The sequence below is a fragment of the Geoglobus ahangari genome (genome assembly GCF_001006045.1).
Taxonomy (GTDB): domain Archaea; phylum Halobacteriota; class Archaeoglobi; order Archaeoglobales; family Archaeoglobaceae; genus Geoglobus; species Geoglobus ahangari.
On the sequence record NZ_CP011267.1, the window covers coordinates 603,052 to 617,281 of the forward strand.

The window sequence follows — 14,230 nt, forward strand, 5'->3', positions numbered from 1 at the left end:
TGAATGAAATTTAAAATCGAGAAAATGGACAAAAAAGAGGAGGAAATCAGATTTTTCTCCTGTCTATAACTCTCTTCGCCTTGCCCTCGAACCTCTGCAGGGTTCCGGGGTTGACGACCTCGATCTTTGCCCACACGTTCAGGACGCTCTTGAGCCTCTCCGCAATCTCCCTCTCGAGGTTGAGGATGTCTGTGGTCGTGTCGATCTTGGCGTTCTCGCTCAGTTCAACCTGAATCGTCATCTCGTCCAGCCCGCTCTTGGCTCTGTCGAGGATGATCATGTAGTGCTCCCCTATTTCCGGAATCTGCATGAGGACGTGCTCTATCTGGCTCGGGAACACGTTAACTCCTCTGACGATGATCATGTCGTCTGCCCTGCCGAGGATCCTCATTATCCTCGGATGCGTCCTTCCGCAGGCGCACTTTTCCTCTTCAAGTATCGTTATGTCTCCTGTTCTCCACCTCACGAGCGGAAGAGCCTCCTTGCTCAGCGTCGTCACCACAAGCTCCCCCTTCTCTCCCTCTCCGACCTGCTCTCCAGTCTCAGGGTCAATCACCTCTACCAGAAAGTGGTCTCCCCAGATGTGTATCCCCTGCTTCTCCGTGCACTCGGTGAAGAGGGGCCCACTCAGCTCCGAAGTCCCGTAGACGTCGTACGCATCTATCCCGGTTTTGTTCTCTATCCTCTTCCTCGTCTCCTCGCTCCAAGGCTCGGCGCCGAAAATCCCCATCCTGAGGTGGGTATCGCTTGCTATGTCTACTCCCATCTTCTCGGCCTGTTCGGTCAGGTAGAGCATGTACGACGGGGTGCAGGCTATGACCGTGGTCTTGAGATCCTTCATCAGCTCTATCTGCCTTGCCGTGTTTCCGGCCGAGATCGGGATCACCGCCGCACCTATCCTCTCCCCGGCGTAGTGGAAGCCGAGGCCTCCTGTGAATAGGCCGTATCCGTAGGCTATCTGCATCACGTCCTCCCTACCAACCCCACACGCCACGAGGCTCCTTGCGAGGCTCTCGACCCACACCTCGAGGTCGTTCTGGGTGTATCCGACGACCGTCGGCTTTCCTGTGGTTCCGCTCGATGCGTGAAACCTCACGACGTGTGAGAGGGGGACTGCAAACATTCCGGTTGGGTAGTTGTCCCTCAGATCCTGCTTCTTCGTGAACGGCAGCTTGGACAGGTCTGAGAGCCCTTTGAACTCAGAAGGGTGAATTCCAGCCTCCTTAAACCTTTTCCTGTAAAACGGTGAGTATTCGTAAACGTAATTGACGAGAGCTTTCAGCTTTCTCTCCTGCAGATCCTTCAGATCCTTGGCAGGCATCGTTTCAACGAACGAGTTCCAGTACATGATATTGCCAAATATTAGCACAATTTAAACGTTTTGTTTTCCCACCCGTTCTCTCAAAATCTCCTCTATCTCAGGCGTGCGCGGCAGAACCGCGATTGGAACACCTGAACCGTTCTGGAGAACAACCGAATTTCTGCAGAAGTCAATCTTGCCGATTTTATCCCATCTCGTAAGCGTGTCCCCTACCACGAGACCCTCTCTTGCGATTATGACCTCCCGGCAGAGTCTTGCTACTATTGCAGTGAGAAACGCCGGTAAAGTTGTTAGAAAAACTGGAAGTGACTGTGGACTTCTGCTTAGAATCATCAGGGGGATAGAGATTGTGTATGTGATTGCTACTGCCTGAAACAGCCTGTTTCTGATAATGGCTGCAAAAACTTCTTTCGGTTCGACCCTTGCTGCCTTGATGGGCGTAACTTCGACAAACTCTATCACGGTGGACTTTTTGCTGACAATAATGGTTACTGCCACAAGCACAAGCAGAGAGGAGATGAACAGCGCCATTGGTGGAAGCACCTCAGCCTGTGAGTCTGACAGTGAGGAGAGGATGACTAAAACACCAGTAAAAGTGAAAGTGGAGAATGAAATGAGGAGGGCAATTTTGTGCTTTGTTTCGAGTTTGTATGCAATCTCGCTGACAATCATCAGCTTTTTTACTACGTGAAACATTTAATTGTTTCTGTCAAAACTTTTTGAGCTTTTCCTTCAGACCCTCGGACTCCCTCCAGCTCCTCTCGACCCGCCTGACTATGTCCAGTATCCTCTCAATCTGCTCGTCGATCTTCTCGTACGCGTCCCTGCAGAACATCTCGGAGTACCCCCTTATTATGGACAGGGGGTTCTTTATTCTGTCGACGAGGGCCATCATGTCGCCTATGTTCCTCTCCAGCCTCTCCAGCATCGCGTCCTTCTCGCTCTCCATTTCGATGCTGTGTATTGCGAAGGCTATGTCCTCCGCAAGAACCCGCAGGAGCTTGACCTCTTGACTGAGCAGCCTGAACGCGCTCTGAATGAACAGGATCCCCTTCACGTCATCTCCGTAGGTGAGGGGGAAAACGTAGCTGTGGAGCTCCTTGCCGTCCCTGGAGTGGATGCACTCCTCTGGGTGCGTGCCCGGCGGGAAGTACGTCATCCTTCTCGACTCTACTGCCCTCCTTATGCACCTGTAACCGAGCAGGTCCTCAACACCCCTCACGTTGTGGGGCACGTTTCCCCTGATGATGGCATCACCATTCCGCCTGAATATCGCCACCATCGTGTTGAGGTAGTCTCCGAGCACGCTGGCGGACATCGTGGCGAGCGACTCAAGATCCCTCTCCCTCAGCATGATCTCGTTGATCCTGCTGACTCTCATGAGAAGCGTGTGGGCCCTGTAGAGCTCCTCTTCCTTTCTCCTGAGCTCCCTCTTCAGGTAGAACTCCCTGTAAATCCCGAAAAGGGAGATGATGGCAAGGAGGGCGAGGATGGGGTAGATCCACTTCGGAACCTTTCTCTCCTCCTCCCCAATCCACTTGTCCAGATACGTGTAGTACGCGGAACCCCTGACGCTCTTCGCCTCGGACAGGTACGCGTCTATGGATGCGAGGAGCTCCTCGTTCCCCTTGGGGCTTGCGAACCTCAGCTCAACCGGGGAGAAGACGATTGGTGTGAGCTTCGTGTTGTAGTCCTTGGCGTGCAGCTCACCGTAGAGCCTCGACACGACTCCAGCATCAGCTCTCCCGTCCCTGACGGCGGCAAGCACGTCCCCGTAATCGCCGTCCACCTCCAGAAACGTGCACCTGATGTTGAACGCCACGGCAAGCTCCCGGAGACTCTCGAAGTATATGTCCTCCCTGACCCCAGCCACGGTCAGGCCATCGAGGTCGAGGATGGAGTCCAGCTGGTCTCTCGAGCACACGACCCCCCAGTTTGAGAGCACGGTCTCGTTGTTGAAGCTTATGCTGTCGAGCCTCTCCTCGGAGTATGCGACGTCCAGGAGTATGTCTATCTCTCCCTTCTCGAGGGCGGACATCAGCTCGGGAAAGGGTGCTGCAACGTAGTGCAGCCTCCACCCCTCGATGCGGGCCACATCCTCGAGAATGTCTATGAAGAGCCCCTTTGCCTGACCGTTCTCGTAAAACACAAGGGGGGAGTTGTTGTAGACTCCAACGGTAACGTCCCGTGCGCTCACTGGAAATACCAGAAGCAGCAGTAGCAGCAATGCATAGTATGTTTTTGTCACTAACCCGATGGTACGATACCCGTTTATTTTTAGTTTTCTCTCTGGTGATGGGGCCGAGAAAAGCAAAAGGTTAATTACGTTTACTGCGGGACAACTTTTGTGGACATCATTTTCGGTGGTGGGAGGTACGGCTTGGAAGCGGCAGAGTATCTGGCCTCGCAGGGAAAGAAGTTCGTGGTGATCGACGAGGATGAGAACTGCTTGGTCAGGAGAGAGCTAAACCTTCCTGAGTACAGGGAGGGGGTTGAGGATAGCGCCTTCGTCAGGGGAGGGATAAAGGAGCTCGTGAGGCTGTTCTTCGACCTCCAGCCGGAATACGTCTTCCCCACCGCCCCCATCCACGTTGCCGGGGCGTTTCTCATGGAGCACCTCGGCTTTGAGGTGTGGTACGAGGGGGTGGACCTTGCTCTGGCAGGAATACCGATGAAGGTCGTCGTTTCAGCAGGCAGGGGGAGCGTGGTTGTGAGCTACAACAGGGACAGGGATTGCCTTCCGAAGTGCAGGGCTCCGGACGTCTGTCCTGTTACAGGGATAAAGAAGCCCGCTCCGATGTACGAGCTCGTGAGGTTCGCGATACCCGATGGGTTCGTCATAGAGAGCCACTACCTGCAGCCCGGTCTTGGTGCGATAAGGGGTGAGAGGCTGAGGGAGATGGTGGAGTGGGCAGAGAGGAGGGAGAACGCCCTCGTGGCAACAGCCTGCAGGTGCCATGGCGTTATAACCGCTCTCAGGAGGGCTGAGAGATGAAAATCGTCACCTTCAACGTCAATTCAATCAGAGCAAGGCTGCACATCGTCATTCCATGGCTCAAGGAGAACAGGCCGGACATATTCTGCATGCAGGAGACAAAGGTGGATGACAGGAACTTTCCCGAGAGCGAGTTCTCCAGAGCTGGATATCAGGTTTACTTCTCCGGCATAAAGGGGAGGAACGGTGTCGCCATAGCCACACTTCACGAGCCGGAAGAGATAATCATCGGCATGAACGGGGAGGAGAGGGACAGGGTCATCACCCTGAAGTTCGAGAAGCTTGCAGTAACGAACGTCTACGTTCCGCAGGGGCAGAGCATAGAGTCCGAGAAGTACCAGTACAAGCTCGACTTCCTGAGGAGATTCAGGGACTATTTGAGGGAAATTGTGGACTTCAACGGCTATCATGCCGTCTGCGGTGACATGAACGTTGCACCTGATGAGATAGACGTTCACAGCCCCCAGAGGCTCAGGAACCACGTGTGCTTCCACATTGACGCGAGGAACGCTTACAGGGAGCTGCTGTCTCTGGGTTTCGTCGACCTCCTCAGGAAGTTCCACCCGGAGGAGAGGGTTTACACCTTCTACGACTACAGGGTGAGAAACGCGATAGAGAAGGGCTTGGGGTGGAGGGTTGACGCGATACTCGCGACCCCAAAGCTTGCAGAAAAGTGCAGGGACTGCTACATAGACATCAAGCCGAGGCTGATGGAGAGGCCGAGCGATCACCTGCCCTTAATAGCGGAGTTTGACCTATGAGACTGCTGGAGAACATCTACGCCTACACGTGGGGAAGCGCCTTCTACGACTCATCCAACAGCTACGTTATTGTGGATGGCGAAGCTGTTCTCATCGACCCCGGCACGTACAAGAGCTACACCAACCTGTTCGGCCTGCTGAGGAACGACGGAATCGAGGGGATAGACTACGTGCTCAACACCCACCTCCACAAGGATCACTGCGAGAGCAACCAGATGTTCATGCGGAAGGGAGCGCTCGTGGGCTTTGACGAGAGGGAAAGGGTGGTGAGCCAGTTCAGCTACTCCCCCGACCTCAGGCTCGGAAAGGTGTTCGTTGTTGGCGAGACGGAGATAGAGGTGGTCAGGACACCCGGGCACTCCCCCGGAAGCCTGACGTTCTTCGTTCAGGAGCACGGTGTTGCGATAACCGGTGACCTGATTTTCGAGAACGGAATTCCCGGGAGGTTCGACCTGTACGGCAGCGACAGGCGGGAGTTCATAAGATCGCTCGAGAGGCTTGTCAGTCTGGAGCCTGAATATCTGCTGCCCGGACACAGGAGGGTGATGAAGGGCAGGAAGGGGATAGCCGCGCTTGTTGAGAAGGCGATAGAGATTGTGACCCACTACTGATGTATTACCATTGTAACACAAAAATTAACCTTTTATTCTTTTCCAGCAGACCCTCAAACATGGCCTACAGCTTCATGTACGAGTGCGAGGTTGGCGGGGGACTCACCCACTACGTCATGCCGGGCGAGGAGTCCCCGTTTTAATTTTTTGAGGTGATCTCATGAAGGAGCTGGAGTTCGACGGCTTCAGGGTCATTCTCGATCCCGACACAAACTTCTGGGCGATTTATGAGCGCGAGCTTCCGGAGAACGTTCTGAGGTTCTACGAGGAGAACAGGAGTGTGCTTGAGGAGAGGATGAGGAGGTACAGGTTCGAGGTGGACTTCAACACCGCCTACATAAACCCGACCGAGAGGTGCAACGCCAGCTGCGAGTACTGCTACATCCCTCCTGAGATCCGGAGAAGGGGCAGGGAGATGAGCTATGAAGCGCTCAGAGACATACTCGAGAGGCTCGAGAGCCTTGGAGTGAGGAACGTGATATTCCACGGTGCAGAGCCGCTTCTGGTGAAGGGCGCAATCTTCAGGGTGATGGGTGAGTTTGACTACCGTTACGGCATTCAGACCAACGGATTTCTGCTCGAGGAAGAGGACGTGGACTTCCTGAAAAGCATGAACGCGAACGTTGGCATCTCTTTCGATTCACCCTTCAGGGAGGTTGAGGATTTTCTTAGAGGGAAGGGACATTATGACAAAATCATGCAGATTCTCGACTGGTTTGACGGGTACGCGAACCTGAACGTGATAACAACCATAAACAAACACAACTACACCCAGCTTGAGGAGATGGTTGATCTGCTCGCGGGAAAGGTGAGGCTCGTTCTGATGAACCCCGTGAGGGGGACGAGCGAGGGTGGGAGAAGGCTGAGACCCGATCCAGTGAAGGCCGCGGAGCACTTCTTGAGGGCCGTTGAGAGGGCGATATGGCACACAAAGAACGGAAGGAGAATCGTGATAGGCGATTTTGCCAACATCCTGCTGGGCATAGTTGCCCCCTACTCGAGGGTTCTGCAGTGCGACATCTCTCCATGCGGGGCGGGCAGGAGGTTCATCTCAATAACTCCTGAGGGCATTTTCCCGTGCGGGGAGTTCATAGGATTTGAGGAGTTTGGAATTGGCCTTGACGAGCTCGAGCTTGCGGGCGAGAAGTTCTTCGAGGTAAGGGAGAGGGTCGTGGAGCGCATAGAGGAGTGCAGGGACTGCGAGTACAGAAACATCTGCGGAGCGCCGTGTCCGGCTGAAGTCTACGCGGAGAAGGGAACGATGTTCGAGAAGGCCCCGTTCTGCGAGTTCTACAAGGCAGTCATAGAGAAGGCGTTCGAGGTGATCCACAGAGGGGATCTGGAGCACGTGGTGAACCTGAGGGCCCTGAAACGGGTTTACGAGATCCGGGCGTGATGATGGGTCAGTGAAAGTTTAATATATAGGTGTCTTCAAGGAATTACTGGTGGGTGGAATGATCGGAGAAGTCTCATCGATTCTCGGACTTAGGGTTTACACCGATGAGGGAAGATACGTTGGCAGGATAGCCGACCTCTCCATAGACATAGACACGAGGCAGGTTAAGGGAATAGCGGTTGTTGATGTTAACAGGATGCTGATAGACACGAGGGCGAATGGCGTGATAATTCCCTACAGGCTCGTGAAGGCCGTCGGGGACATCGTGATAATCAAGGACGTGTTCAAGAGGATGGAGAGGAAGAAGGAGCAGACCGAGGAGACCTGACCTCCACTTCTGCCTCCTCAAAACCCTTTTCCCCTGCAAGGTACCACCTGACCTCCCCTCTCGCTATTATAACCCAAACCCCCGGAAACACGCTCGCCCCCATTGCATCCTTCCCGGATGGTTTAGCATAGCCAACTGGATGGGTATGCCACACTCCCACAACATCGAGGCCTGATTGCTCGGCGCGCTCGAAAACTCTAAGCACCTCAACCGGGTTGAGCTCGAATTCTACTGCCGAGGCCTTCACGTTCTCGACCTCATGAGCCTCGACAACCTCGACATCTTTCCCGGCCCTTCCGACGAGCAGGCCGCACCTCTCAACTTCTCCGGGATTTTCTGCAACGCTCTGCAGGAACTTCTCCACATTTTCATCCACGATAACGCGTTTGGCCATAGCATCACCACGGGAGCCTGAGGTTGGGCAGCCCACCAGTTGCGAGAAGAAGTATTCCCACAAACAAGGGCTGGTGTAGTAGGTAGATCTCGAGGGTGTGCCTCCCAATCCCTGCAACTGCGTGGGCGATTCTGGAATTCAGCTGAAGGTTCATCCTTCTTCTACCTTCAGGATAGACGAGTGCTCCAACTCCAAGTCCAAGCAGAAACACCCCGAACCACGGGAATACCGGGAAGTAGTCGAGCGTGAAAAACGGAACAGGAGTTATGCCGAGTGGAAGTAGCAGGAGGTTGTCTGAGTGTACGTTCTCGAGGAGCAGCTTTCCCGCAAAGAAAACTGGAACGAGGAGCAGGTTCTTCCATCCGAGCCTGTAAAACGGGATCACGAGGATGCTCGCAACTCCCAAAAAGTGCAGGACTCCGAAGTATATTGTTCCCTCACTCAGCAGAAGGTAGGTTACGAGGGTTATCAACATTCCGAGACCGAACAGCTTTGCAAACCTGAAGAGGTACCTTCTGTAGTATTTCGTTTTGAAGTGGGCAACCCACATAGAAACTCCAGACACGGCGACGAAGAGCCCGGCGGTCGTGTAGGCAAATGCCCTCCAGAACCACTCGTGCTGATTGAATCCAAGGAAGAACTGCAGGTCTGTTACGAAGTTGGAAACCAGCATCATGAGCAGTGCTGTGCCCCTGACAAGGTCTATCTCCACGTACCTCGGGTGCGTCTGCAAACTCTGCACGTCTCTCTTCAGGCTCACGTTTTCATGTTTTGCGGATGCACTTTTAACGTCTGCGGAGCCATAAGGAAACCCTTAAATACTAACGGTAGTTAGAGCGTCCAAATGTATGAACAAATATGACGTGATTATAATCGGAGCAGGACCCGGTGGGCTGTTCGCGGCTTACAAGCTTGCAGGAAAGCTCAGTGTCGCTGTTTTTGAGATGGGCAGGGCGATAGAGAGGAGAAAGTGTCCGAGCGATCTTTCAGAGAGCTTCTGCCTCAAGTGCGATCCCTGCAACGTCACCGCTGGAGTGGGAGGGGCTGGTGGCCTTTCAGACGGGAAGCTGAACTACGTCCATCCCCAGTTTCCGGAGAGCTTCACGGTTGGTGGAGACTTTCTCGGACTGGTGGATGAGGATTACCTTGTGGAGAAGATGGAGGAGGTTGACAGGATATTCCTCGAGCACGGCGCTCCTGATGAGCTTTACGGGGATAACGTGGACGAGCTTCTGGCTCTGATGAGGAAGGCGAACTCGGCCGGAATAGAGTTTGTGCCGCTCAGGCAGAGGCATGTTGGGAGTGACGAACTTCCGAAGGTCATAGGAAGCATGCAGAACTACCTCACCGGCAACGGGATCGAGATATTCACCAACACAACCGTGGTGGACATAAAGCCGGACGAGAAGAAGGTGGTAACCGAGGACGGGAAGGAGTACTATTACGATTACCTCATCATTGGCGTTGGAAGAGGGGGGGCTGAGTGGCTCGAGAAGTGGGTCAGGGACTACGGCTTTGCGGTGAGCAAGGAGGCGAAGGCAATAGATGTGGGAGTCAGAGTCGAAGTGCCGGCGACGATAATGGACGAGATAACGTCGATAATCTACGATCCAAAGCTCAGGATAACGACGAAGAAGCACGACGACTACATGCGTACCTTCTGCACCTGCCCGAGGGGGTGGGTGATAAGGGAGGACTACGGGGAGTTCAGCCTCGTAAACGGCCATAGCAAGGCGAAGGAGAAGACCAACAACAGCAACTTCGCCCTCCTCGGACACTACGTCTTCACCGAGCCGTTCGACATGCCAAACGAGTGGGGCAGGGATCTTGCTAAGATAACAACGAAGCTCGGCGGAGGAAATCCGCTCGTTCAGAGGCTCAAGGATTTGAGGCTCGGAAGGAGGAGCACGGAGATGAGGATAAAGAACAACAGACTCCTCAAGCCCACGCTCAAGACAGCGGTACCGGGAGACATAAGCTTGGCCTATCCGGGAAGGGTTGTTGACGACATCATTGACGCGCTCGAGCAGCTCGACAAGGTTATTCCTGGAGTTGCGGACGACTCAACCCTCCTCTATGCTCCGGAGATCAAGTTCTACTCGCTCAAGCTCGAGATAAGCCCCGAGATGGAGACAAACATCCCCGGCATTTACGCCATAGGAGACGGAGCGGGGATAAGCAGGGGAATAGTTGGTGCAGCGGTCACAGGGCTGATTGCTGCAGAGAGCATCCTCAGGAGGGTTAAGAAATGATCGACGAGGCGAGGAAGATTGCTGAGAGCTACGAGGACATCACCATAGGCATCTTCGGCTCCCACTCTGCCAAGGAGACGGGAATGGCCGCAAAGGCATTCGGACTGAAGACGGTGGTTGTGGTCCAGAAGGGGAGGGAGAAGCTCTACACAAAGTACAACCGCCACCTGTTCGACGAGGTGATTCTGCTGGACAGCTTCAGGGATCTGGTCAACGAGGAGGTTCAGGAGACTCTCATCGAGATGAACACCGTCTTCATCCCCAACAGGAGCTTTGCGGTTTACGTTGGATATGACGCGATAGAAAAGGAGTTCAGGGTGCCCATTTACGGGAACAGGTACCTGCTGAGGGCTGAGGAGAGGAACTACGAGAGGGGACAGTACTATCTGCTGGAGAAGGCGGGTCTGAGGTATCCAAAGGAGTTCAAAAGCCCGGAGGAGATTGACAGGCTCGTCATAGTCAAGGTTCAGCAGGCCAAGAATCCGCTCGAGAGGGCGTTTTTCTACGCGAACTCTCCCGAAGACTACTACAGGCAGGCGGAGAAGCTCCTGAAGGAAGGCGTTATAGACGAGGAGGGGCTGGAGAAGGCGAGGATCGAGGAGTACGTCCTTGGAGCGAGATTCAACGCCAACTTCCACAGCTACGCTCTCAAGGACGTTTTCGGCAACTTCGACTTCGTTGGTTTCTCTGACAGAAGGCAGGTAAACCTGCAGGGCTTCCTGAATCTGCCAGCCAGAGAGCAGCTCAAGATAGACGTGCCGGTCAAGAACGAGGAGATCGGCCACTTTGGCGTCACGATGAGGGAGAGCAAGCAGGAGATGGTCTACGAGGCTGGAGAGAGGTTCATAGATGCGTGCATGAGGGAGTACCCTCCCGGGATAATCGGCATGTTCGGGCTGCAGGGGGCCATCGCGTACTCTCCTGAAGATGAGACAAGGCTGGAGTTCGTGATCTTCGACGTCTCAATGCGCGTCCCTGGAGATCCGGCAATAGGCCCCACGTCTCCTGAGATGAGGAACCTGAGCCTTAAGCACGGCATCAGGATTGAGGATCCGCTCGACCTGACGATGATGGAGCTTAAGAAAGCCCTCGAAGCGGGACGGCTGAGCGAAACGGTAACCTAACTCCTCCTTTTTATGTGTATCAGGAGCAAGATGAACGAGATGGTTATAAGGGCTACTGCCGCGTAGAACATAACCTCCGCGCCACCCAGAGCCTTAGCAGCTTCAACTGCAGGGGTTTTAGCTGGTGTGGGCATTAAGGCCGGTGTTGGGCTCGGTGTGGCGGTTGGGGTTGGCACCGGCGTGGGAGTGGGCGTCGCCGTTGGAACGGGTGTGGGCGTGGGTGTTGGCGTTGGTGCGGGAGTTGGAGAGATTGTCGGCTGGGGAACAGCCTTCTCGGCCACTTCTGGTGTGGGAGTTCTGACGATCTCGTAGGCTGGAGCCTCCTTCTGTACCCTCGTTCCGCTCATGAACGAAAGCAGCAGCATGACGATTCCAGAAATGAAAGCTGCTATGGAGGCGAAGAGCTCTATTGCCGGCCTCCTTGCCTTTTCCGGCATCACGACCTTCAGACCCTTGGGCGTGATCTCGTAGTATATCCACTTTCTGCCCTCGTCCACCCTCCTTATCAGCCCAGCCCTCTCAAGGCGCTCGAGGTGCTCCTTGACAGACGACTTCGACACCCCGACCTCCTTGGAAAGCTCGCTGAGGGTTTTCCTTCTGTCTGATAACCTTTTCAGAATCTCCACTCTCGTTTCCGACGAAAGCAGGAGAAGCGCCTCTCGATCAAGGCTGATTTTCACCTCAATGCCTCCGCGGGAGAGAATTTAAAGGATTTGAAAACGTTAGTTTTTATAAATTTCTGCCAATATTCAAGCCACGTCATGCTTTTTTGGGACATTTTGTGGAACTAAATGTGCATGTAAATCCATGAATCAAAAACAATGCATACGCCGGTGAATGATATTGCCGTTGCTCGCAAGCCAAACTCTAAACGTTCATACCCTCGTTTTTTTGCGAGGTATATGGCGGGAATTAGCACTGCTGGTATTACTGGCAGTACTGGGCCCAAAATCAGAGAGAGCACCGGGTTCAGGTAGTAATAGTTTCCCAGCACTATCATGGAAAATGGCAGGATGAAGGATAAACCGGCTTTACCCACTCTGGCTGTTACAGTTATTGTGGTAATTGCTGACCATATGAGGAGAACGTACACAATTTCGCTTTTTGAGGGGAGCATCGGGTAGCTTTCGGAAAGCAGGATTCCAACAACTCCAGAAAATATGCCGGAAAAAAGTAGTGCTGAATTTTCAATTATTCCTTTCATGGTTGATCTCCCAGTCCGTTGATGTTTACATTAACGATATCCCAGTGTTCACTGCACCACACATCTGTTCCTGCCCCCAGCATAATAGTAATTCATAATGCATTCGGGATGCTCCCATGGCCACATCCCAGCATCATTGGCGTTAAAGTTGTGTGAGATTTCATGTTGAGCGATGCTGTCATGCTGCCAATCCACTCCGGCTGCCTGTGTTGCACCTATGCTGAAAAAGCCATTTGTTTTTGCCATTCCGTTGCGGTCGGCGTATTTTACCCAACCAATAACTATGTCGTTCACGGGATCTCTGTCGTTGTATTCTCCTCTCCACCAGTCCGTATCCTGTGCAAGGTCGTCTAAAAGGTCTTCGGAAATGTCTGATGAAACATCGCTTGCGTCCCAGTAGTCGGTTATGTGATAGTAATAGAGTGTTCCAGGATTGAACTGGTAGAATCTCGAATAAGCATTGACTGTATCTTGTAAATATGCTTCAATAGGTTTATGTTTTTGATCTATAGCCTCAAAAATCCATAAATAGAGCACATCATTTTTTGCCCATGGTCCTGTGGCAACAGATGTAGCCATTGCCCCACCATCTGATGGTTTTAGTATTCCTCTCTCTACGAGTTTTCTCACATACTCTACTGGAAGTGGTACGCCATCAACAATCTCAACCTTGGGATTTTGCGGGTCGACACCGTATTTTCTCATGTACTCCTCTCTGGCTTTTTCTTCTATTTCAAACCATTTGGTTGCATTTATTATCCTGTATCCATTTTTCAAAGCCCATTTGTAGAGTTCTGGATCAACCCAATCCTCTACAGCAGTTCTTCCGTTCTCCACCTTCACTTTTCCCATGGTAATGACCTTGCCATCAAGAGCAGTTCCGGCGAGGTAATGGGGCAGCTCTCCTTTTGCGAATTTTATGTCGTTTTCTGTTACATTGTACTTGTCGTACAACATTGTCAACTCTTCTTTCGTGAGCTTTTCTGGGGGTTTCAGTTCTTCACCAATGTTTAGTGCTGAAACCGCTATTATGCCTATGAGGACTGCGCTTAAAACTGCTGAGGCAATTGAAGCAGGTTTCATACTTACCACCACTCATAAATTTCTTTACGCTTACATAACGATTCCGACTGTTTCAACCCAAATTGAAGTAATAGAAAGGTTTATTTTGGGTCTTGGTCTGCTAACTTAGATTTCTAAAAGGCATTTATAAAAATGAACTCTAAAGTCTCTCCTCTATAGTAACGGTAAGTTGTCAGGAGTGAACACCATCACGGTGGTGGAATTTTAGAGGGTTTAAACGGAATGAAAACTTCGTAATCAACCGCATCACACTCATTACAGAGCACATACAGCTTGAAAATAGCAATTTCTCCACTTTTCACGTGAACTACAGTGAAACGATCTGGTCTTTCTGGCTGCACAACCATTCCAGTTTTTTCTCCTTCAGAATTGTATAGCACTGCACTGAGGGGGATGTAATAGTCCTCATCGTAATCGTTTCTAATCACCCCGCTGATAATTACGCAGGTGTCGCCTTTCTCCACATACTGCCAGAGGTTTCGATCGTATTTGCCGAATTTGGCACTTACATTAACGAGGTATATCTTACTTTGCTCAGTGTCTGAAATTTTTAGATAATATCCTCCCTTTGACGGGAGCTGGTATTCATGTGTTCGATTTAATTTGTGGGGTTCATCGACTTTCTTACTGAAATCTTTAGATTCGTAAAGTTCTGGTGTGCGATACCAAATAATCAGAGCGGTAATGGACAGAATGATCAAGAGAGTTAGGAAAGTTTTTAACGCTTTCATCTTTACCACCTATAATCTTTTCTAACAGAG

At 52.3% G+C, this 14,230-nt stretch carries 16 protein-coding genes; 7 read left to right on the top strand and 9 right to left on the bottom strand.

Going from position 1 to position 14,230, the window contains the following annotated elements:
• Positions 1-46 precede the first annotated feature (46 nt).
• From GAH_RS03510 to GAH_RS03520, 3 genes are read right to left on the bottom strand one after another with little or no spacing between them, the layout of a single operon-like run.
• On the bottom strand, positions 47-1,348 hold the full coding sequence (locus GAH_RS03510; protein WP_048094713.1) for a phenylacetate--CoA ligase family protein: 1,302 nt from the start codon (positions 1,346-1,348) through the stop codon (positions 47-49).
• A 24-nt stretch (positions 1,349-1,372) separates the two neighbouring features.
• Complete coding sequence (locus GAH_RS03515; protein WP_048094714.1) at positions 1,373-1,993, bottom strand: hypothetical protein; 621 nt, start codon at positions 1,991-1,993, stop codon at positions 1,373-1,375.
• Positions 1,994-2,030: 37 nt separating this feature from the next.
• Positions 2,031-3,569 carry a transporter substrate-binding domain-containing protein gene (locus GAH_RS03520; RefSeq protein ID WP_048094715.1) on the bottom strand — a complete coding sequence of 513 codons (1,539 nt, stop codon included), beginning with the start codon at positions 3,567-3,569 and terminating at the stop codon, positions 2,031-2,033.
• A gap of 99 nt (positions 3,570-3,668) precedes the next feature.
• Between GAH_RS03520 and GAH_RS03525 the strand changes: the two genes are divergently transcribed.
• The 5 genes from GAH_RS03525 (at position 3,669) to GAH_RS03545 (ending at position 7,412) form a co-directional block, all read left to right on the top strand.
• Positions 3,669-4,316 carry a hypothetical protein gene (locus GAH_RS03525; RefSeq protein WP_048094716.1) on the top strand — a complete coding sequence of 216 codons (648 nt, stop codon included), beginning with the start codon at positions 3,669-3,671 and terminating at the stop codon, positions 4,314-4,316.
• Positions 4,313-5,077 (top strand): exodeoxyribonuclease III, encoded by a 765-nt coding sequence (gene xth, locus GAH_RS03530; RefSeq protein ID WP_048094717.1) that lies wholly within the window; start codon positions 4,313-4,315, stop codon positions 5,075-5,077. The genes GAH_RS03525 and xth overlap by 4 nt, the downstream gene beginning before the upstream one ends.
• Complete coding sequence (locus tag GAH_RS03535) at positions 5,074-5,688, top strand: MBL fold metallo-hydrolase (RefSeq protein ID WP_048094718.1); 615 nt, start codon at positions 5,074-5,076, stop codon at positions 5,686-5,688. Before xth ends, GAH_RS03535 begins: the two co-directional genes overlap by 4 nt.
• Positions 5,689-5,848: 160 nt before the next feature.
• A complete protein-coding gene (cbpB, locus tag GAH_RS03540) occupies positions 5,849-7,084 on the top strand; it encodes a peptide-modifying radical SAM enzyme CbpB (protein WP_048094719.1) in 1,236 nt (411 codons plus the stop codon).
• Between the two features lie 58 nt (positions 7,085-7,142).
• Positions 7,143-7,412 carry a PRC-barrel domain-containing protein gene (locus GAH_RS03545; protein ID WP_048096707.1) on the top strand — a complete coding sequence of 90 codons (270 nt, stop codon included), beginning with the start codon at positions 7,143-7,145 and terminating at the stop codon, positions 7,410-7,412.
• On the opposite strand, the gene GAH_RS03550 is transcribed toward GAH_RS03545, so the two are convergent.
• Together GAH_RS03550 and GAH_RS03555 are read right to left on the bottom strand one after the other, a co-directional pair.
• Positions 7,369-7,806 (bottom strand): Mov34/MPN/PAD-1 family protein, encoded by a 438-nt coding sequence (locus GAH_RS03550; RefSeq protein ID WP_048094720.1) that lies wholly within the window; start codon positions 7,804-7,806, stop codon positions 7,369-7,371. The genes GAH_RS03545 and GAH_RS03550 overlap by 44 nt on opposite strands.
• A gap of 4 nt (positions 7,807-7,810) precedes the next feature.
• Positions 7,811-8,566, bottom strand: coding sequence for a heparan-alpha-glucosaminide N-acetyltransferase (locus tag GAH_RS03555; RefSeq protein WP_245604084.1), 756 nt, complete (start codon positions 8,564-8,566; stop codon positions 7,811-7,813).
• A gap of 88 nt (positions 8,567-8,654) precedes the next feature.
• Between GAH_RS03555 and GAH_RS03560 the strand changes: the two genes are divergently transcribed.
• A complete protein-coding gene (locus GAH_RS03560; protein ID WP_048094721.1) occupies positions 8,655-10,058 on the top strand; it encodes an NAD(P)/FAD-dependent oxidoreductase in 1,404 nt (467 codons plus the stop codon).
• Positions 10,055-11,182, top strand: a complete 1,128-nt coding sequence (locus GAH_RS03565; RefSeq protein ID WP_048094722.1) for a formate--phosphoribosylaminoimidazolecarboxamide ligase family protein — start codon at positions 10,055-10,057, stop codon at positions 11,180-11,182. The genes GAH_RS03560 and GAH_RS03565 overlap by 4 nt, the downstream gene beginning before the upstream one ends.
• Here GAH_RS03565 and GAH_RS03570 read toward each other — a convergent pair.
• The 4 genes from GAH_RS03570 to GAH_RS03585 all read right to left on the bottom strand — a co-directional run bounded on the left by GAH_RS03570 (position 11,179) and on the right by GAH_RS03585 (position 14,209).
• Positions 11,179-11,862, bottom strand: a complete 684-nt coding sequence (locus GAH_RS03570) for an ArsR/SmtB family transcription factor (RefSeq protein ID WP_052747742.1) — start codon at positions 11,860-11,862, stop codon at positions 11,179-11,181. The two genes, GAH_RS03565 and GAH_RS03570, sit on opposite strands and share 4 nt — an antisense overlap.
• A gap of 107 nt (positions 11,863-11,969) precedes the next feature.
• Entirely contained in the window at positions 11,970-12,386 is a 417-nt protein-coding gene (locus tag GAH_RS03575; protein ID WP_048094724.1) for a hypothetical protein, read from the bottom strand.
• 48 nt (positions 12,387-12,434) lie between these two features.
• A complete protein-coding gene (locus GAH_RS10295; RefSeq protein WP_169745336.1) occupies positions 12,435-13,478 on the bottom strand; it encodes a zinc metalloprotease in 1,044 nt (347 codons plus the stop codon).
• 179 nt (positions 13,479-13,657) lie between these two features.
• Complete coding sequence (locus GAH_RS03585; RefSeq protein ID WP_048094726.1) at positions 13,658-14,209, bottom strand: hypothetical protein; 552 nt, start codon at positions 14,207-14,209, stop codon at positions 13,658-13,660.
• Positions 14,210-14,230 lie beyond the last annotated feature (21 nt).